Annotated in this window: 22 protein-coding genes; 17 read left to right on the forward strand and 5 right to left on the reverse strand. The window is 59.0% G+C overall.

The window, feature by feature from the left end; translation table 11 throughout:
• Positions 1–175: 175 nt before the first annotated feature.
• The 13 genes from paaA (at position 176) to paaY (ending at position 11,361) form a co-directional block, all read left to right on the forward strand.
• On the forward strand, positions 176–1,105 hold the full coding sequence (paaA, locus tag EnteroDNA1_RS02350) for a 1,2-phenylacetyl-CoA epoxidase subunit PaaA (protein ID WP_069302758.1): 930 nt from the start codon (positions 176–178) through the stop codon (positions 1,103–1,105).
• A gap of 11 nt (positions 1,106–1,116) precedes the next feature.
• Positions 1,117–1,404: a 1,2-phenylacetyl-CoA epoxidase subunit PaaB gene (gene paaB, locus EnteroDNA1_RS02355; RefSeq protein WP_069302759.1), complete on the forward strand. Its 288-nt coding sequence runs from the start codon at positions 1,117–1,119 to the stop codon at positions 1,402–1,404.
• Between the two features lie 8 nt (positions 1,405–1,412).
• Positions 1,413–2,159, forward strand: a complete 747-nt coding sequence (gene paaC, locus EnteroDNA1_RS02360) for a 1,2-phenylacetyl-CoA epoxidase subunit PaaC (protein ID WP_069302760.1) — start codon at positions 1,413–1,415, stop codon at positions 2,157–2,159.
• An 11-nt stretch (positions 2,160–2,170) separates the two neighbouring features.
• Positions 2,171–2,668 (forward strand): 1,2-phenylacetyl-CoA epoxidase subunit PaaD, encoded by a 498-nt coding sequence (gene paaD / locus EnteroDNA1_RS02365; RefSeq protein ID WP_058840679.1) that lies wholly within the window; start codon positions 2,171–2,173, stop codon positions 2,666–2,668.
• Positions 2,669–2,675: 7 nt separating this feature from the next.
• A complete protein-coding gene (gene paaE / locus EnteroDNA1_RS02370; RefSeq protein ID WP_069302761.1) occupies positions 2,676–3,746 on the forward strand; it encodes a 1,2-phenylacetyl-CoA epoxidase subunit PaaE in 1,071 nt (356 codons plus the stop codon).
• Positions 3,743–4,510, forward strand: coding sequence for a 2,3-dehydroadipyl-CoA hydratase PaaF (gene paaF, locus EnteroDNA1_RS02375; protein WP_069302762.1), 768 nt, complete (start codon positions 3,743–3,745; stop codon positions 4,508–4,510). Before paaE ends, paaF begins: the two co-directional genes overlap by 4 nt.
• Complete coding sequence (paaG, locus tag EnteroDNA1_RS02380; protein WP_029741870.1) at positions 4,510–5,298, forward strand: 2-(1,2-epoxy-1,2-dihydrophenyl)acetyl-CoA isomerase PaaG; 789 nt, start codon at positions 4,510–4,512, stop codon at positions 5,296–5,298. Before paaF ends, paaG begins: the two co-directional genes overlap by 1 nt.
• 1 nt (position 5,299) lies before the next feature.
• Positions 5,300–6,724, forward strand: a complete 1,425-nt coding sequence (paaH, locus tag EnteroDNA1_RS02385) for a 3-hydroxyacyl-CoA dehydrogenase PaaH (protein ID WP_069302763.1) — start codon at positions 5,300–5,302, stop codon at positions 6,722–6,724.
• Complete coding sequence (gene paaI, locus EnteroDNA1_RS02390; protein WP_069302764.1) at positions 6,714–7,136, forward strand: hydroxyphenylacetyl-CoA thioesterase PaaI; 423 nt, start codon at positions 6,714–6,716, stop codon at positions 7,134–7,136. Before paaH ends, paaI begins: the two co-directional genes overlap by 11 nt.
• Positions 7,136–8,341 (forward strand): 3-oxoadipyl-CoA thiolase, encoded by a 1,206-nt coding sequence (pcaF, locus tag EnteroDNA1_RS02395; protein WP_069302765.1) that lies wholly within the window; start codon positions 7,136–7,138, stop codon positions 8,339–8,341. The genes paaI and pcaF overlap by 1 nt, the downstream gene beginning before the upstream one ends.
• 27 nt (positions 8,342–8,368) lie before the next feature.
• Positions 8,369–9,685: a phenylacetate--CoA ligase PaaK gene (paaK, locus tag EnteroDNA1_RS02400; RefSeq protein ID WP_069302766.1), complete on the forward strand. Its 1,317-nt coding sequence runs from the start codon at positions 8,369–8,371 to the stop codon at positions 9,683–9,685.
• A 134-nt stretch (positions 9,686–9,819) separates the two neighbouring features.
• Complete coding sequence (paaX, locus tag EnteroDNA1_RS02405; protein WP_033145431.1) at positions 9,820–10,755, forward strand: phenylacetic acid degradation operon negative regulatory protein PaaX; 936 nt, start codon at positions 9,820–9,822, stop codon at positions 10,753–10,755.
• A gap of 9 nt (positions 10,756–10,764) precedes the next feature.
• Positions 10,765–11,361: a phenylacetic acid degradation protein PaaY gene (paaY, locus tag EnteroDNA1_RS02410; protein ID WP_064672431.1), complete on the forward strand. Its 597-nt coding sequence runs from the start codon at positions 10,765–10,767 to the stop codon at positions 11,359–11,361.
• On the opposite strand, the gene EnteroDNA1_RS02415 is transcribed toward paaY, so the two are convergent.
• Positions 11,270–12,541, reverse strand: a complete 1,272-nt coding sequence (locus tag EnteroDNA1_RS02415; protein ID WP_064672432.1) for a serine hydrolase domain-containing protein — start codon at positions 12,539–12,541, stop codon at positions 11,270–11,272. The genes paaY and EnteroDNA1_RS02415 overlap by 92 nt on opposite strands.
• A 137-nt stretch (positions 12,542–12,678) precedes the next feature.
• On the opposite strand from EnteroDNA1_RS02415, the gene EnteroDNA1_RS02420 reads away from it, so the two are divergent.
• Positions 12,679–13,161: a glutathione peroxidase gene (locus EnteroDNA1_RS02420; RefSeq protein ID WP_069302767.1), complete on the forward strand. Its 483-nt coding sequence runs from the start codon at positions 12,679–12,681 to the stop codon at positions 13,159–13,161.
• Positions 13,162–13,326: 165 nt separating this feature from the next.
• Here the strand turns inward: EnteroDNA1_RS02420 and EnteroDNA1_RS02425 are convergent, their stop codons facing one another.
• From EnteroDNA1_RS02425 to EnteroDNA1_RS02435, 3 genes are all read right to left on the reverse strand, one after another.
• Complete coding sequence (locus EnteroDNA1_RS02425; RefSeq protein ID WP_069302768.1) at positions 13,327–13,833, reverse strand: AAA family ATPase; 507 nt, start codon at positions 13,831–13,833, stop codon at positions 13,327–13,329.
• Positions 13,834–14,076: 243 nt separating this feature from the next.
• On the reverse strand, positions 14,077–14,514 hold the full coding sequence (locus EnteroDNA1_RS02430; RefSeq protein WP_069302769.1) for a VOC family protein: 438 nt from the start codon (positions 14,512–14,514) through the stop codon (positions 14,077–14,079).
• 82 nt (positions 14,515–14,596) lie between these two features.
• Positions 14,597–15,757 carry an MFS transporter gene (locus EnteroDNA1_RS02435; RefSeq protein ID WP_069302770.1) on the reverse strand — a complete coding sequence of 387 codons (1,161 nt, stop codon included), beginning with the start codon at positions 15,755–15,757 and terminating at the stop codon, positions 14,597–14,599.
• Positions 15,758–15,887: 130 nt separating this feature from the next.
• On the opposite strand from EnteroDNA1_RS02435, the gene EnteroDNA1_RS02440 reads away from it, so the two are divergent.
• Positions 15,888–16,424: a MarR family winged helix-turn-helix transcriptional regulator gene (locus EnteroDNA1_RS02440; RefSeq protein ID WP_069302771.1), complete on the forward strand. Its 537-nt coding sequence runs from the start codon at positions 15,888–15,890 to the stop codon at positions 16,422–16,424.
• Between the two features lie 24 nt (positions 16,425–16,448).
• The gene (locus EnteroDNA1_RS02445; RefSeq protein WP_069302772.1) at positions 16,449–17,372 is read left to right on the forward strand and encodes a LysR substrate-binding domain-containing protein; all 924 of its coding nucleotides are present in this window, start codon (positions 16,449–16,451) and stop codon (positions 17,370–17,372) included.
• 47 nt (positions 17,373–17,419) lie between these two features.
• Here the strand turns inward: EnteroDNA1_RS02445 and EnteroDNA1_RS02450 are convergent, their stop codons facing one another.
• Positions 17,420–17,890 carry a hypothetical protein gene (locus EnteroDNA1_RS02450; protein WP_069302773.1) on the reverse strand — a complete coding sequence of 157 codons (471 nt, stop codon included), beginning with the start codon at positions 17,888–17,890 and terminating at the stop codon, positions 17,420–17,422.
• 265 nt (positions 17,891–18,155) lie between these two features.
• Here EnteroDNA1_RS02450 and EnteroDNA1_RS02455 point away from each other — a divergent pair, with 265 nt between their 5' ends.
• A complete protein-coding gene (locus EnteroDNA1_RS02455) occupies positions 18,156–18,632 on the forward strand; it encodes a WbuC family cupin fold metalloprotein (RefSeq protein WP_069302774.1) in 477 nt (158 codons plus the stop codon).
• The last annotated feature ends 15 nt before the right edge of the window (positions 18,633–18,647 follow it).

Genomic DNA, 18,647 nt, shown 5'->3' on the forward strand with positions numbered 1-18,647 from the left:
TCGCATCGCCTGAAGACGCTTTATGAAAGGCCTGATGCAAACGCCTTGCGAGCAGCATCACAAAACCAGGAAACAATTCTTGGGGTTATATTTAACCTATGTGTAACTTCTAAAAAACAAAGTGATTCAACATTACGCCTTAATTTGCAAACTAACGAATCATAAAGGTGATGACGTGACGCAAGAACAATGGTTTGAGCAGCGCATAGCGCAGGAGACGGCGATTGAGCCTCAGGACTGGATGCCTGACGCCTACCGTAAGACGTTGATCCGCCAGATTGGTCAGCATGCGCACTCCGAAATTGTCGGCATGCTGCCGGAAGGGAACTGGATCGCCCGCGCGCCGACGCTGCGCCGAAAAGCGATCCTGCTGGCGAAAGTGCAGGACGAAGCCGGGCACGGACTCTATCTCTACAGCGCGGCGGAAACGCTGGGCTGCGCGCGGGAAGACATCTACCAGAAAATGCTCGACGGCAGGATGAAATACTCCTCCATCTTCAACTATCCGACCCTGAGCTGGGCCGATATCGGCGTGATCGGCTGGCTGGTGGACGGCGCCGCTATCGTCAACCAGGTGGCGCTGTGCCGGACCTCCTACGGTCCGTATGCCCGCGCGATGGTGAAAATCTGTAAAGAAGAGAGCTTCCACCAGCGCCAGGGCTTTGAGGCCTGCATGGCGCTGGCGCAGGGCAGCGAGGCCCAGCGTCAAATGCTGCAGGACGCCATCAACCGCTTCTGGTGGCCAGCGCTAATGATGTTCGGGCCAAACGACGACAACTCGCCGAACAGCGCCCGCAGCCTGGCGTGGAAAATCAAACGCTTCGGTAATGACGAGCTTCGCCAGCGCTTTGTCGACAACACGGTGCCGCAGGTGGAGATGCTCGGCATGACGGTGCCGGATCCCGACCTGCGTTTGGATGAAGAGAGCGGTCACTACCGCTTCGGCAAGATCGACTGGCATGAGTTTGACGAGGTCATTAGCGGGCGCGGCATCTGCAACCACGAGCGCCTGGCCGCGAAACGTAAAGCCTGGGAAGAGGGGGCGTGGGTGCGCGAAGCCGCACTGGCGCACGCGGAAAAACAACACGCCCGCAAAGTGGCTTAAGAGGAATCACGATGAGCAACGTCTACTGGCCGCTGTACGAAGTGTTCGTACGCAGCAAACAAGGGTTATCCCACCGTCACGTGGGCAGTCTGCATGCCGCCGACGATCGCATGGCGCTGGAAAATGCGCGTGATGCCTACACCCGTCGCAGCGAAGGGTGTTCTATCTGGGTGGTTAAGGCGAACGAGATTGTCGCCTCCCAGCCGGAAGAGAGCGGTGAGTTCTTCGACCCGGCGGAAAGCAAGGTTTACCGCCATCCGACGTTCTACACCATCCCCGACGGCATCGAGCATATGTGAGGCAAAGAATGAATTCAGTGACTGCCTATGCCCTGCGTCTGGGCGACAACGGTCTGGTGCTTTCCCAGCGTCTCGGCGCCTGGTGCGGCCACGCGCCGGAGCTGGAAATTGACCTCGCGCTCGCCAATATCGGTCTCGACCTGCTGGGCCAGGCGCGCAATTTCCTGACCTATGCCGCGGAGCGGGAAGGCCAGGGCGATGAAGACACGCTGGCGTTTGGCCGCGACGAGCGCCAGTTCCGCAACGTTCTGCTGGTGGAGCAGCCGAATGGCAGCTTCGCCGACACCATTGCCCGCCAGTACCTGATGGATGCCTGGAACGTGGCGCTGTACGAACGCCTGACCCGGAGCAGCGACGGCCAGCTTGCGGCCATTGCCGCAAAAGCGATTAAAGAGGCGCGCTACCACCTGCGCTTCAGCCGCGGCTGGCTGGTGCGTCTGGGCGACGGGACCGAAATGTCCGCGCAAAAAATGCAGCAGGCCATCGACAATCTGTGGCGTTTTACGGCCGAGCTGTTTGAAGCCGATGACGTCGAGCTGGCCCTGATTGACGCCAGCGTGGCGGTTGACCCGCGCGTCCTGCGCCAGCCGTGGGAAAGCGAAGTCTTTGCCGGTCTCAATGAGGCCTGCCTGCAGGTTCCCGCAGAGGTGGCGTACCGCACCGGGGGCAAGAGGGGGCTGCATACCGAACATTTGGGCCCGATGCTGGCGGAAATGCAGTATCTCCAGCGCGCGTATCCCGGTCAGCAGTGGTAAAGGAGAACGCTATGCAACGCCTCGTCGATATCGCGCCCGCGCAAATCCCGCAGATCTGGTCGCTGTTAAGCCAGATCCCCGATCCGGAAGTGCCGGTATTAACCATCACCGATTTAGGCATGGTGCGCAGCGTGAAGGCGCAGGGGGAAGGCTGGGTCATTGGCTTCACGCCAACCTACTCGGGCTGCCCGGCAACGGAGCACCTGCTGGGGGCGATCCGCGACGCGATGACCGCGAACGGCTTTACCCCGGTACACATTGTGCTCCAGCTTGAACCCGCCTGGACCACCGACTGGATGACCGCCGACGCGCGCGAGCGCCTGCGGGCGTACGGCATCAGCCCGCCCGTGGGGCATAGCTGCCACGCGCACGCGCCTGTGGAGGTGAGCTGCCCGCGCTGCGCCAGCACCGACACCGCGCTTATCAGTGAATTTGGTTCGACGGCCTGCAAAGCGCTCTACCGCTGCAACACCTGCCGCGAGCCCTTCGACTATTTCAAATGTATTTGAGGCTGCCATGACAACGTTTCATTCATTAACAGTGGCAAAAGTGGAACCCGAAACCCGCGACGCGGTGACCATCACGTTCGCGGTGCCGCAGGCGCTGCAGGACGCCTACCGCTTCCGCCCAGGCCAGCACCTGACGTTAAAAACGAAGCTTGGCGGGGACGAGCTGCGCCGCTGCTACTCCATCTGCCGGAGTACCGCCCCGGGCGAAATCAGCGTGGCGGTCAAAGCCATCGACGGCGGGCGCTTTTCCCGCTATGCGCGGGATGAGATCAAAGCGGGCATGGCCCTGGAGGTGATGGTTCCTCAGGGACAGTTTGGCTACCAGCCGCGGGCTGAACGTGAAGGCCACTATCTGGCGATTGCGGCAGGCTCCGGGATCACCCCGATGCTGGCGATTATCTCCGCGACGCTGGCGACCGAACCCAACAGCCAGTTCACCCTGATCTACGGCAACCGCAGCAGCCAGAGCATGATGTTCCGCCAGGCGCTGGCGGACCTGAAGGACAAGTACACGCAGCGGCTGCAGCTGGTCTCCATCTTCAGCCAGGAGCGGCTGGACAGCGATCTGCTTTACGGCCGCATCGACGGGGAAAAGCTGCAGGCGCTGGCGAAAACCCTGATTAACTTCCGCCAGTACGACGAGGCGTTTATCTGCGGCCCGTCGGCGATGATGGACGACGCCGAAGCGACGCTGAAAGCGCTGGGGATGCCGGACAAATCCATTCACCTTGAGCGCTTTAACACCCCGGGGACCACCGCTAAACGCGCGGTGCACGTCCAGGCGGAAGGGCAGAAAGTGACCGTGCGCCAGGACGGGCGAGACCGCGAAATCACCCTGACGGCGGACGACGAAAGCATCCTGGATGCCGCCCTGCGTCAGGGGGCGGATCTCCCGTATGCCTGCAAGGGCGGCGTGTGCGCCACCTGTAAATGCAAAGTGCTGCGTGGGAAGGTGGACATGGCGACCAATTACAGCCTGGAGCCGGACGAGCTGGCCGCCGGATACGTGCTGAGCTGCCAGTCGCTGCCGTTAACCGCCGACGTGATTGTCGACTTCGACGCGAAGGGGATGGCATGAGCGAACTGATTGTTACCCGTCATGGCCGCGTGCAGCAGCTGACGCTAAACCGTCCGGCGGCGCGCAACGCCCTCAATAACGCGCTGTTAACCCAGATTGCCGAGCAGCTTGAGGACGCCGCAGCAGATGCCGACATCGCCGTCTGCGTGATTTACGGCAGCGAGCGCTGCTTTGCCGCCGGGGCCGATCTCAACGAAATGGCCGAGAAAGATCTGCCCGCCACGCTGAACGATATCCGCCCGCCGCTGTGGGCGCGCATCAACGCTTTTCCTAAACCGCTGATTGCCGCCGTGAACGGCTTCGCGCTGGGCGCAGGCTGCGAGCTGGCGCTGCTGTGCGACGTAGTCATTGCTGGCGATAACGCCCGCTTTGGCCTGCCGGAAATTACGCTGGGCATTATGCCCGGCGCAGGTGGCACCCAGCGTCTTATCCGCAGCGTCGGTAAATCCCTTGCCAGCAAAATGGTGCTGACCGGCGAGAGTATTTCCGCGCAGCAGGCGCTGAGCGCCGGGCTGGTGAGCGACGTTTTCCCGGCAGCGCTGACGCTGGAGTATGCCCTGAAGCAGGCGGCGCTGATGGCGCGCCACTCTCCGCTGGCGCTGCAGGCGGCGAAACAGGCGCTGCGCCAGTCTCAGGAGGTGCCGCTCCATGCCGGACTCGCGCAGGAGCGTCAGCTATTTACGCTGCTTTCTGCCACCGAGGATCGCCGGGAAGGCATCGACGCCTTCTTACAAAAACGCACCCCCGACTTTAAAGGACGCTAATTGTGGAATTTATTCTCAGTCATGTTGAGCAGGGCGTAATGACCATTACGCTGAACCGTCCGGAGCGTCTGAACAGCTTTAACGACGTGATGCACCAGCAGCTTGCCGAGTGCCTGAAACAGGCCGAGCGTGATGATACCGTTCGCTGCCTGCTGATCACCGGGGCGGGTCGCGGCTTTTGCGCCGGTCAGGATCTGAACGACCGCAACGTCGACCCCAACGGCCCGGCGCCGGATTTGGGGATGTCCGTTGAAACCTTCTATAACCCGCTGGTGCGTCGCCTGGCAAAGCTGCCGAAACCGGTCATCTGCGCGGTTAACGGCGTGGCCGCGGGGGCGGGTGCGACGCTGGCATTAGGCTGCGACATGGTCATTGCCGCGCGTTCCGCCAACTTCGTGATGGCCTTCAGCAAGCTCGGCCTGGTGCCGGACTGCGGCGGCACATGGCTGCTGCCGCGCGTGGCCGGACGCGCCCGCGCTATGGGGCTGGCGCTGCTCGGCGATAAGCTCAGCGCCGAACAGGCGCAGGCCTGGGGGATGATCTGGCAGGTGGTGGATGACGAACAGCTCTCCACTACCGCGCAGCAGATGGCGCTGCACTTTGCGTCTCAACCGACCTTCGGGCTGGGGCTGATCAAGCAGGCGATCAACGCCGCGGAAACCAACACCCTGGACGCCCAGCTCGATCTGGAGCGCGACTACCAGCGCCTGGCCGGGCGCAGCGACGACTACCGCGAGGGCGTCAGCGCCTTCCTGGCGAAGCGCGCGCCGAACTTTACGGGGAAATAAGATGCTGAACATACGGACTGTCGCCGTGATTGGCAGCGGCACGATGGGCGCAGGGATTGCCGAAGTCGCCGCCAGCCATGGCCATCAGGTGTTGATCTACGACATCTCCAGCGATGCGATATCGCGGGCCATAGACGGGATCCGCCAGCGTCTGGCCTCCCGGGTGACGCGCGGAAAACTCTCCGCCGATGCCGGGAGCCAGATCCTCGCCCGGCTGCTTCCGGTCACCGATATCGAGGCGCTCGCCGCGGCCGATCTGGTCATAGAAGCGGCCTCCGAGCGTCTGGAGGTGAAAAAGGCGCTGTTTGCTCAGTTGGCTGAGATCTGCCCGCCGCAGACGGTACTGACCAGCAATACCTCTTCCATCTCCGTCACGGCGATTGCGGCGGACGTCCACCACCCGGAGCGCGTCGCAGGGCTGCACTTCTTCAACCCGGCGCCGGTGATGAAGCTGGTGGAGGTGGTCAGCGGGCTGGCGACCTCTCCGGAAGTGGCCGACGCGCTGTGCGAGCTGGCGCTGAACTGGGGCAAACAGCCCGTTCGCTGCCAGTCAACGCCGGGGTTCATCGTCAACCGCGTCGCGCGTCCGTTTTATTCCGAAGCCTGGCGCGCGCTGGAAGAGCAGGTCGCCCCGCCGGAGGTGATTGATGCTGCCCTGCGCGACGGCGGCGGTTTCCCGATGGGGCCGCTGGAGCTGACCGACATGATTGGTCAGGACGTGAATTTCGCGGTGACCTGCTCGGTATTTAACGCCTTCTGGCAGGAGCGTCGTTTTCTGCCTTCGCTGGTCCAGCAGGAGCTGGTGCTGGCAGGAAGGCTGGGCAAAAAGAGCGGGAAGGGCGTCTACGACTGGCAGGGTAACAAACCCGCCGTGCAGTGGGTGCCGGCCGTGAACGACAGCTACAGCCCGATGCGCGTGGAAAGGAGACGTGACGGTGTCACCGAAATTGATGATGTGTACCTGATTGAAACGCAGGGCGAAACCGCTCAGGCGCTGGCGCTTCGGCTCAACGGCGCGGTGGTGGTGGTGGACCGCATTGAGCGCGACGTGGCGGTGATTGCGGCGGCCGCCAGCAACCCGCACACCGCGACGCAAAAGGTCATCCGCTACCTGCAGCAGCAGGGTAACCGGGTGGTGCAAATTGCCGATTATCCCGGCCTGCTGGTCTGGCGCACGCTGGCGATGATTGCCAACGAAGCGCTGGATGCCCTGCAAAAAGGGGTCGCCAGCGAGAAGGACATCGATACCGCTATGCGCCTGGGCGTGAACTACCCGAGCGGGCCGATCGCCTGGGGCGAGCGGCTGGGCTGGCAGCGCCTGCTGACGCTGCTGGAGAACCTGCAGCGTCATTACGGCGAGGAGCGCTATCGCCCCTGTTCACTGCTGCGCCAGCGCGCGCTTCTGGAGAGTAGCTATGAGTCATAACGCCTGGCATAACGCCCGCGCGATGTACGAACGGGACGCCTGCGCGCAGGCGATGGGAATGGACATTGTCGACATGGACGAGGGCTACGCGGTGGTGACCATGACCATCACCCCGCAGATGCTGAACGGCCATGAAACCTGCCACGGCGGACAGCTTTTTTCGCTGGCAGACACCGCCTTTGCCTACGCCTGCAACAGCCAGGGGCTGGCGGCGGTAGCCTCAGGCTGCTCGATTGATTTTCTGCGTCCGGGCTTTGCCGGGGACACGCTCACCGCCATCGCGCGGGTGATGCATCAGGGCAAGCTGACCGGCGTGTACGACATTGAAATCCAGAACCAACAACAGAAAACCGTCGCCCTTTTTCGCGGGAAATCTCACCGCATCGGCGGCAGCGTGACAGGAGAGGCCTGATGCGTGACGCATTTATTTGTGATGGCGTTCGAACCCCGGTGGGTCGCTACGGCGGCGCGCTTGCCGCAGTCCGGACCGACGATCTCGGTGCCGTGCCGCTGCGCGCGCTGCTGGCCCGCTATCCCCAGCTCGATCTCGAGCGGATTGACGACGTGATTTTCGGCTGCGCCAACCAGGCGGGGGAAGATAACCGCAACGTGGCGCGCATGTCGTCCCTGCTGGCCGGGCTGCCGCAGACGGTGTCCGGAACCACCATTAACCGCCTGTGCGGGTCGGGTCTGGACGCGATTGGGTTTGCTGCCCGCGCCATTAAGGCGGGCGATGGCGAGCTGCTGATTGCGGGCGGCGTGGAGTCGATGTCGCGCGCGCCGTTTGTGATGGGCAAAGCCACCGCCGCGTTTCAGCGTCAGGCGGAAATCTTTGATACCACCATCGGCTGGCGATTTGTGAATCCGCTCATGCATCAGCAATTCGGAACTGACAGTATGCCGGAAACGGCAGAGAATGTAGCTGAATTGTTAAATATCAGCCGTGCCGATCAGGACGCGTTCGCGCTGCGCAGCCAGCAGCGTACCGCGCAGGCTCAGCAGAACGGCATTCTGGCGCAGGAGATTGTGTCGGTACCGGTGCCGGGAAAAAAAGGGACGGTCACTGAGTTCAGCGTGGATGAACATCCGCGCGCGGACACCACGCTCGAACAGCTCGCCGGGCTAAAAACGCCGTTTCGTAAGAACGGGGTGGTTACGGCGGGGAATGCCTCCGGCGTCAACGACGGCGCTGCGGCGCTGATCGTCGCCAGCGAGAAGATGGCGCTGGCGCAGGGATTGGTCCCGCGCACGCGGATCGTGGCGATGGCGACGGCGGGCGTGGAGCCTCGTCTGATGGGGCTCGGCCCGGTCCCGGCCACCCGCAAGGTGCTGGAGCGCGCCGGGCTCAGCATTAACGATATGGACGTGATCGAGCTTAACGAAGCTTTCGCCTCGCAGGCGCTGGGCGTGCTGCGTCAGCTGGGCCTGCCGGATGATGCCGCGCACGTCAACCCGAACGGTGGTGCGATTGCGCTGGGCCACCCGCTGGGCATGAGCGGTGCCAGAGTGGCGCTGGCCGCGAGCAATGAACTGCACCGACGCGGCGGGCGCTACGCGCTGTGTACGATGTGCATCGGTGTGGGTCAGGGCATTGCCATGATCCTTGAGCGTGTTTGAGCATAAAAACAATGTGAGTACCCTACAATGACAAATACAACAAAGCTTGATCCGATTGAAACGGCCTCCCTTGACGAGTTACAGGCGCTGCAGACCGAGCGTCTGAAGTGGACGCTGCATCACGCCTACAACAACGTGCCGATGTACAAACGCAAGTTTGACGCCGCGGGCGTTCACCCTGACGATTTCAAAGAGCTGGCGGATATCCGCAAATTCCCGTGCACCACCAAGCAGGACCTGCGGGATAACTATCCGTTCGATACCTTTGCCGTGCCGATGGAGCAGGTGGTGCGCATTCACGCGTCATCCGGCACCACCGGCAAACCGACCGTTGTCGGCTACACGCAGGGCGACATCGACAACTGGGCCAATCTGGTGGCCCGCTCCCTGCGCGCCGCGGGCGGTAGCGCGAAGGACAAAATTCACGTGGCGTATGGCTACGGCCTGTTTACCGGCGGGCTGGGGGCGCACTATGGCGCCGAGCGTTTAGGCGCGACGGTGATCCCGATGTCCGGCGGCCAGACGGAGAAACAGGCGCAGCTGATCCGTGATTTCCAGCCGGATATGATCATGGTGACGCCGTCCTACTGCCTCAACCTGATTGAGGAGCTGGAGCGCCAGATGGGCGGCGATGCCAGCGGCTGTTCCCTGCGCGTGGGCGTCTTCGGCGCCGAGCCGTGGACGCAGGCCATGCGGCGCGAAATTGAAAAACGCTTGGGCATTACGGCGCTGGACATTTATGGCCTCTCCGAGGTGATGGGGCCGGGCGTGGCGATGGAGTGTATCGAAACCGTCGACGGCCCGACCATCTGGGAAGATCACTTCTACCCGGAGATCGTCAACCCGAACGACGGCACGCCGCTGGATGACGGGCAGCAGGGCGAACTGCTGTTCACCACGCTGACCAAAGAGGCGCTGCCGGTGATCCGCTACCGCACCCGCGACCTGACGCGTCTGCTCCTGGCCACCGCGCGCAGCATGCGCCGCATGGACCGCATCAGCGGGCGCAGTGACGATATGCTGATCATCCGCGGCGTCAACGTCTTCCCGTCGCAGCTGGAAGAGGAGATCGTCAAGTTCGAACACCTTTCTCCGCACTATCAGCTGGAGGTGAACCGTCGCGGGCATCTTGATTCACTTTCCGTGAAGGTGGAGCTGAAAGAGAGCAGCTTAACCCTGACCCACGAGCAGCGTTGCCAGGTGTGCCACCAGCTGCGCCACCGCATTAAGTCGATGGTGGGGATTTCCACCGACGTAATGATTGTTAACTGCGGCAGCATCCCGCGCTCAGAGGGCAAAGCCTGTCGGGTGTTTGACTTGCGTAAAGCTGCGGCCAACGGTTGAGTTTCCCTCACCCCGGCCCTCTCCCAAAGGGAGAGGGTGTAAACAGTTCCCTCTCCCTTTGGGAGAGGGTTAGGGTGAGGGGGAAACCCCAAAATCCTATGCTATGATTCATCCAGGACAAAAATAACAACAGAATGAATCACATGAATAAACTCGACGCCTTTATCCAGCACGCGGTCAGCTCCGTTCCCGTCAGCGGGACCTCGCTTATCTCCTCGCTATACGGTGACGCGCTTTCCCATCGCGGCGGTGAGATTTGGCTCGGCAGCCTGGCCGCCCTGCTGGAAGGCATGGGGTTTGGCGAGCGCTTCGTGCGCACCGCGCTGTTTCGCCTCAACAAAGAGGGCTGGCTGGACGTTTCCCGCATCGGGCGTCGCAGCTTTTACCGCCTGAGCGATAAGGGGCTTCGCCTGACGCGTCGCGCGGAGAATAAGATTTACCGCGCGGAACTGCCCGCCTGGGACGGCAAATGGCTGTTGCTGCTCTCCGAAGGTCTGGATAAAACCACCCTTGCCGACGTCAAAAAACAGCTGATCTGGCAGGGGTTTGGCACGCTGGCGCCGAGCCTGATGGCCTCGCCGTCGCAGCATCTGGCGGACGTGCAGTCTCTGCTTCACGATGCCGGCGTGGCGGAAAACGTAATTTTCTTTGAAGCCCACTCGCCGCTGGCTCTCTCCCGTGCCGCGCTGCGTTCGCGGGTGGAGGAGTGCTGGCAGTTAACCGAGCAAAACGCGATGTACGAGACGTTCATCGATTCATTCCGCCCGCTTCTGCCGCTGTTGAAAGAGGCCGCGCCGGAGGAGCTGACGCCGGAACGCTGTTTCCAGATCCAGCTGCTGCTGATTCACTTTTATCGTCGCGTGGTGCTGAAAGATCCGCTGCTGCCGGAAGAGTTGCTGCCCGCGCACTGGGCGGGGCAAAGCGCCCGACAGCTCTGCATTAACATCTATCAGCGTGTCGCGCCGGGGGCGCTGGCGTTTGTCAGCGAGAAGGGCGAAACCTCCGTGGGCGAACTGCCCGTGCCCGGCACGCTCTACTATCAACGCTTTGGTGGTCTTACAAGCGCATAAGGAGCGAAGATGCCAGTTTATCAAATTGACGGTCTGACGCCGGTCGTACCGGACGAGAGCTATGTTCACCCGACGGCGGTGCTGATTGGCGACGTGATTCTGGGCAAAGGCGTTTACGTCGGTCCTAACGCCAGCCTGCGCGGTGATTTTGGCCGTATCGTGGTGAAAGACGGTGCCAACATTCAGGATAACTGCGTGATGCACGGCTTCCCGGAGCAGGACACGGTGGTGGAAGAGGACGGGCATATCGGCCACAGCGCTATTCTCCACGGCTGCGTGATCCGCCGCAATGCGCTGGTGGGCATGAACGCGGTGGTGATGGACGGGGCGGTCATCGGTGAAAACAGCATCGTCGGCGCGGCGGCGTTCGTGAAGGCGAAAGCGGAGATGCCCGCCAACCATTTGATCATCGGCAGCCCGGCCAAAGCGATTCGCGCGCTGAGCGAGCAGGAGCTGGCGTGGAAGCAGCAGGGCACGCGGGAGTATCAGGTGCTGGTGGAGCGCTGCAAGCTCACTATGCACCAGGTGGAGCCGCTGCGAGACGTTGAGCCTGACCGGAAACGGCTGGCGTTTGATGAGAACTTAAGGCCGAAGTCGGCGGTGTAGGGCTCAGACCGTCTTTTTTCGCCATATCCATCAACAGCGCGATGCCGATGTAATTACTCCAGTTAAAGGTATTTTGTAGCACCACCACCGCATTGCCTTTTTCTTTGTCATAGCCGATAAAGCTGGAGTAGCCGCCGATATAGCCGACCTGATAGGTGATTTTTTCCAGGCCGATAAAGTCGGTGGTCCAGGCAATACCCTGCACTCCGTCAGGGCGTTGAATATCGGTATTTCTCACTTCGGCAAAGACATTGTCCAGCAGGGGACTGTGGGTTGTCGAGACGTGATAGCGGGCATAGGCCGCCAGATCTTCGGCGTTGCTGTACAAGCTCGCTGCCGCCACCATGTTGTTGGAAAAATGCCAGTCCGGGGTGAGCTGCCCGCGCGGGATGAATTTAGGCTGATCGCCCGCGTGGCCGAGCGCACGCTGCGGGTAGCCTTTGAGCTGCTGGGGAATAAAGCTGCTGTTAGCCATTTGCAGCGGACGGAAAATATAGCGCGAGGCTAAACTCTGGATATCTTCGCCGGTTTTGTGCTTCAGGATATAGCCGATCAGGGCGTAGCCGGTATTGGAATATTGCGGCACTTTATTCTTTGGCGCCCGCCAGTCGGCGAGGTAACGCAGCACGTTATCGCTGTCCAGCTCGCTATAGAAATTTTCGCCCGTGCTTAAATAGCCGATAAATTTTCCAAGCATCGGAACATCCATATTCTGACGCGGCAGGCCGGAGGTGTGGGTTACCAGTTCGAGCAGGGTGATTTTTTGTGCATCCGCGCTAAGCGGCGTCCCCGGCGGAAGCAATGTCGCCAGGTTATCGTACCAGTTCAGTTGCCCTTCATTGACCAGACAAGCCACCACTTCCGCCGTGATCCCTTTGCTGAGCGAGCCGAGCGCAAAAAGGGTGTCGGGCCTGACCGGATAGCGATTGACCGCATCGGTTACGCCCCAGGTGTAAAACTGCGGCGAGCCGTGATTATGGATCACCGCGACCGTCATCCCGGGAACGGATTTTTGCGCCATATAGTGACGCACCACGCTGTCAACGTCGCCATCCAGCGAATCATGGGTGAGAAGTTCCTGAGTACCTTCCGGGGAGGACATCTGTGAGAGCGTGCCACAACCGCTGAGGAGTGGGAGAGTAAGCAGAAGCCAGCGAATTTTTTTTGTTATGTTCTGCATACCTGATAGCGAGTGTGGTGGTCATTGGCGCGCCAGGAATGTATCACAAATAGCCTGCCTGAATGTAAACTTTCTAAACGGCGGCGGCCCTGTTGATGGTCACCGTGACTTTTCGGCCAGCCTTGAGGGATTTCAGTATGACTCGCTTTTATCAACTTACCGCCACCCGCCTGGATGGCCGCCTTATCTCAATGGACGACTATGCGGGAAAGGTGGTTTTGGTCGTCAATACCGCCAGCCAGTGTGGCTTTACGCCGCAATATGCTGGCCTTGAAGCGCTATACAAGAAATACGCCGATCGAGGATTAGTAGTGCTGGGCTTCCCCTGCAACCAGTTCGGTAAACAGGAACCCGGCGGCGCCGACGAAATCTTGAAAACCTGTTACATCAACTACGGCGTGAGCTTCCCGATGTTTGAGAAGGTTGAAGTTAACGGTAGCGCAGCGCACCCGCTGTATCGTTATCTGAAAAACGAATTGCCCGGCGTGCTGGGAGGGCGGATCAAGTGGAACTTTACTAAGTTTCTGATCGGCCGCGACGGTAAACCACTCAAGCGTTTTGCACCGATGACCACGCCAGAGAAAATGGAGAGGGCGATTGTGGAGGCTTTGGGGAGGTGAGAGTTTTGGTGAATGGAATTAACCATGAGTCGGGCACTTTCGGAATACCCGATGTCCGCTTTGTGCCAGGAGCGGACTTTTAGTTCGCTGTAGTACCTTTTATAACCGTATGAGATGGAAAATAATGAAGCCGCCAACTGGCGGCTTTTGTGCAGGAAGGTAAATTTAGCAGTATTCGATAATATCAAACCCTTCATCAGCCGTTGGCTCTTCGAAATAGCGCGTTATGATGTCAAATTGTTGATCTGAGGCAGAAAATTCATGCACGCCTTCTGCATTACGGGCGCGCAAGCGGGATTTACATACTTCATCAGAAACTTTCAGATAGTGCAGCTGATTACTGGCACCTGACTCCTTAATAATGCTCATCATCCATTCACGATTTGTTTGTGTGTTTGCCGGGAAATCAAGAACTACTGATAAACCAGCTTTGAGTAGTGAAACCAGATGAGGCTTCATGGCATTTCTTAGTCTTAATGAATACTGCACATAATCAGATATGGATTGCATTTCATTGGTAAAGAGGGCAGCCAGCCAGCGATCCTCGCTGACAATTACAGTCCCAGGTGATGATCCTAATTTTGCTGACAATGTGGATTTTCCTGATGCAATTTTTCCACATAACAAGTGCAAGACAGGTTTTTCAGGCGTCGCTACTGCATTTGTGTCCATTCTTTACCTCACTGGATTGTTACCGGTAAGGCCCGCCTTACCGGCGGGAAAATGGCGAACGTTATCCCACCTGAGTCAGACAGGTGATAATAATCATTGAATAGGTTAGGACTGAGTGTGTTTTCATCGTCATTCAACTTAACAGAAAAAGACTCACACCGTTGGTGTAAATAGCATAAGGGTACGCCCACTGTTCGCTCAAAGCAGGCGTTTCCCCCTACTATGCTGCTTTCCAAAAACCATTTATCCCCGCAGCCACGGCGTAATCGTCAGTCCGGTAAGCAAGCCTTCCGGGCTGAGCAGGCGAGTGACGGTTTGCCCCCACGGTTCCGTGCGGTTAGCCACCAGCAGCCGATAGCCTTTTTCACTCAGAACGCGGGTAGCCGAGTCCAGATCCTCAACCTCGTACTCAACCCAACCCTGCGGTATCGGGTGCTCAACTGGCCACTGTTCCTCTCCAAAACAGGATGCTGCCGCCTGTGCGAGCGGCCAGACGGCGAAATGCTTCACGCCTTCCAGCTGATCCTCCTCAGTGAGCAGATAATCGGTATTCCCCTCCATCGGCTTCAGCGGAAGGCCGAGTGTCTGAACATAAAACGCGCTGCTGGACTCCGTATCCCGCGAAATGGGCCCGAACCCGGCGACGAACAAGACATCAATTTCCGGTAACGTCTGCGGCATATCCACTCCTGAATGAGGTGAAATTCACCCTGAATTTATCTTACGATCGGCGGAAATACGACCCTTAATTCTGGTATCGCATTCACCGTGCCTGCACGTCCACGACGGGTTTAAAATTCAGCGCGATAACGATCAGCAGCACGACTCCCGCACTCATGATCAGCCATGCGCTGGTCAGCGAGACCGAACTGTCGCGAACGATCCCCGCAATTAACGGCATAAGCGCGGCGATCGTGTATCCGCCTCCCTGAACTTTAGACAGCAACTTCCCGGCCTGCGCGGGCGTTCGCGCATGATCGAACGTGACGATGAGCGACAGCGGGAAGAGGGCGCCGATCCCGGTGCCAAGCAGCAACGTGGATAATACAGGCGTCGTACCCGGCGCAAAGACCAGACACAGTAATCCTGCCAGCAGCAACAGCAATACGGCGATCAGCGGCACGCGACGATCGGGGAATTTACCGATCAGCGCGGAGACGGCAAACCCGGCGATAACCTCGGTTAACGTCAGCCAGGCCAGCATGTAGCCGCTGCTGCGTGCGGACCATCCCGCCTGAATATAGAGCGGGGGCAGCCAGGCCAATACCAGCGTGTAGGCTCCCGTTCCCACGCCGAAAAAGAGCAGCAGTTGCGCTGTTCGGGAGGACGAGAGCGTAACGGTTTCGCGTGCTGTTTTTTCCTCCTGAGGATGCTTAACCAGGGTTAACCACAGTATCAGCGCCAGCAGCGCTAACAGCCCGGCCATTGCCAGCGCGGGCTTCAGCGTGAGCCATGTAAACAACGGCTCGGCGCTGGCGGCGGCGACTGCCGCTCCTGCCATAATGCCCGTGCTGAAGAGCGACATTACCGTGCTGGACGTTTGCGTATATTCCTTTTTAATCAGGGCAGGCATTAACGCCTGGATCGTGCCTATGCTGGCCCCGCCCAGTAACGCGGTGCCCATAAGACTCTCCGGTGAGGCACTAAAACCGCGCAGCAAAGAGGCCGCAAGCAGGATAAAGAGCCCGAGCATAATGCCTCGTACGGCGCCGACTCGGGCTAAAAGCCAGGGGCCACACAGGGCGGCAAGCCCCATCATCGCGACCGGCAGGGTGGTCAGCAGGCTGAATTGCGTAGCGGTCAGCCCCGCTTCGCGCTGCAGCACGGAGAATAGCGGTCCGACAGAAGCCAGAATGGGGCGCAGGTTCAGCCCGACGATAAAAGCGATAACGGCGAAGAGTAAAGGCGACGTGCGTTTCAACATGGAGTCCTTTTCGGTTGTGAATGGCCCGGACAAATTGCCACGAGCATTTATCTTAACGTTAAGATAAAATATGTTTTTGCGTAAGATGTACCGCACAACAGGATAAATTCGCACGCCATCAGGGGTGAAAATGCAAGATCACGTAGACTTCGTTGTCGGCCAGTGGAGCCGCGCCATGCCGGAGCTGGACGCCTCGTCGATGAAAATTTTTGGCCGAATGCTCCGGCTGATGAAGCATCTGGGAAAAGAATGGGCGCAGGCGATGGCGCAGTTTGGCTTTCGCGAGGGCGAGTTTGACGTGCTCGCCACGCTGCGTCGCGCCGGTGAGCCGTACTGCCTTTCCCCCACGCAGCTCTATAAATCGCTGTTGGTAACCTCAGGGGCGATGACGAACCGGCTCAGCCATCTCGAACAGCTTGGGCTTATCAGGCGAATTGCCGATCCGGATGACAAGCGCAGCACCCTCGTAAGCCTGACACCGCACGGGCAGGAGCGCATCGAACAGGCGCTGATCGTCCATACACAAACGCAAAATGCGCTGCTGAGCCACTTGTCTGACGCGCAGCGCGCGCAGCTTGAGTCCCTGCTCAGGGAGCTGCTGATGACGTTCCCGTCTGAGGACCTGAGCGACAAGCCACCGAGTGCCGATAATACAAAAACTGCATAGCTAAACCTCACAGAAAGGGAATGTATGTCTTTACCACCACTGTATGCGCTGCGCGCTTTTGAAGTTGCCGCGCGACTGAACTCCTTCAGCAAAGCGGCTGAAGTACTGAATATCACGCCGGGCGCGGTCAGCAGGCATGTCCGGACGCTCGAGCAGTGGTTCGACTGTGAGCTCTTTAAACGCCAGGGGCCGAGAGTGGAGGTCAGTGATGCCGGACGTATTCTGGCCGGACAGCTCAGCGAAAGTTTCTCGAATATTGAGTGGGCCTGTCGCGCATTCAGAAGCGAAAACCACCTTCTGCGCCTCAAAGCCCCCAGCACCCTGACGATGCGGTGGCTGCTGAATGTGCTTAAATCCTTTCGCGAGAACCATGCGAAGCCAAAAATTGAAATTGCCAGCGTCTGGATGGACTTCGACACCGTTGACTTCAGCCGTGAGCCCTACGATTGTGCGATCCTGCTCGGTAATGGCTATTTCGGCGAGTCAACGGAAAGCAGGCTGCTCTTCAGTGAATGGCTCATTCCGGTTTGTACCCCGTCTTTGCTTGATTCAGCCCGGCATCAGCTTGCGCAGTGCGATATTATCCATCCCTCTCCTGACAGACGGGACTGGAAGCGCTGGCTAAAAAGAACCGGGTCATTCCCAGGGCTCGACGTGAGTCGTGGAATCGTGTTCGACACCCTGGAGCAGGGAAGCCTGGCCGCCATGCACGGTCACGGTGTGGCGATGGCCGACCTCCGCCTCACGCTCGACGCGCTGAAAAGCGGCCTGCTCGCGCTGCCCTTCAGGGAAGCTATCGCAACCGGCGATGGCTACTACCTCGTCTGGCCGAAAAATTCGCTCAGAAGACAGAGTATTGAACAGTTGCTGGCGTGGCTTAACCTTAATGCGCCGGTGCTGCCTTCGTTGGATATCGTCTGTCTTGATTACAACGAAAAGCGGATTTAGTAAATAGCGGAATATTTAGTGAAGGATATTCCGCATATAGAACGTATTTATGCGTAGGGAATATTTGCCATATCTTTATATCGCTCCGGCAGGGCGCTGTTCAGGTTGAGTAATTTATCCAGAATATAAAGCGCAGGCGTTCCCTTTGCTCGCTCGGCGTCGATCAGCGCAGTGCGTAACAGATTGGCAGCCGAGGTCATGTCACGGAAATACTCCTGCGATTCACGCGTTTGAGCTTCGCCTGACGCGGCGTAACGCACCTTTGGCCAGTCCGCAAAGTCCAGCAGCGGAAGGATCCCACCCTCTTTTGGTAAATGCGCTGAGAGCAACTCTTCGGCGTTACCCGGATTGCTTTGGGCGAAAGCCAAAAGATGCAGTCGATGTATGAAAGGCGATAGCGCTTCTGAGCTTTCCTTTTCTGCTGAAAGTAACGTTATCAGCTCACGCACATTTGCATCAGGGCTATATTTATGAGGCGAGATAATATTCAATACAGGGAATAAAACATCGAGTGTCATAGGTGCTCCATACAGGCTTAGTATTATTTATTTTTCTATCCCAGGGGTGAATGGATGGTATTTCAGGTGCGTCACTTTTTAAAAACGATAAATAGTGGGAATCAATGTGAGTTTTACTCAACGTTGCGCTTTGGGGGCGATCGCGCGCATCCTCACGCTGCAGCGATTTGTTTCACAAATGCCATCGCTCATCGACCGTCCAGAATGGTATAACGTCGTGCGGCTAAAGGGTTGCCGTCCGCTGACTCCATTCACAAAGGTGTATATGAAACAAATTACGTTCAGTGACCTGCAGCAACAAAGCGAGCAGGCTGCCAATTCTCCTCGCTTACGCGCGCACCGCAATTTACATCCCGAGCTGAGCGACCCGGTGCAGCGCCTGGCTATCGCGATGGAGCCTGGCACCTATGTTCGCCCTCATCGCCACCCGCACACGTTTGAACTGCTGACGGCTTTGAGCGGTCGCTTTCTGGTGTTGAATTTTGATGACGGCGGTAACGTGACCCAGCGCGTGGTGTTAGGTGAAGACTGCAAAGTGCTGGAGATGGATGCCGGTACCTGGCATGCCGTGCTGTCGCTGGATAAAGGCGGCGTCATTTTCGAGGTAAAACACGGCGGCTATCAGCCTGTTCCGGAGCACGATACCGCCCAATGGTCACCGGCTGAGAACGCGCCCGGTTGCGCGGAGCTGATGAAATGGTGCGCCCAGGCGCAGGTGGGTGACGGGGGTTTTACCCTGTAAACCGGTGAATTTTGA

It is taken from the genome of Enterobacter sp. HK169, from assembly GCF_001719105.1.
In the GTDB taxonomy this organism is placed as follows: Bacteria; Pseudomonadota; Gammaproteobacteria; order Enterobacterales; family Enterobacteriaceae; genus Enterobacter; species Enterobacter asburiae_B.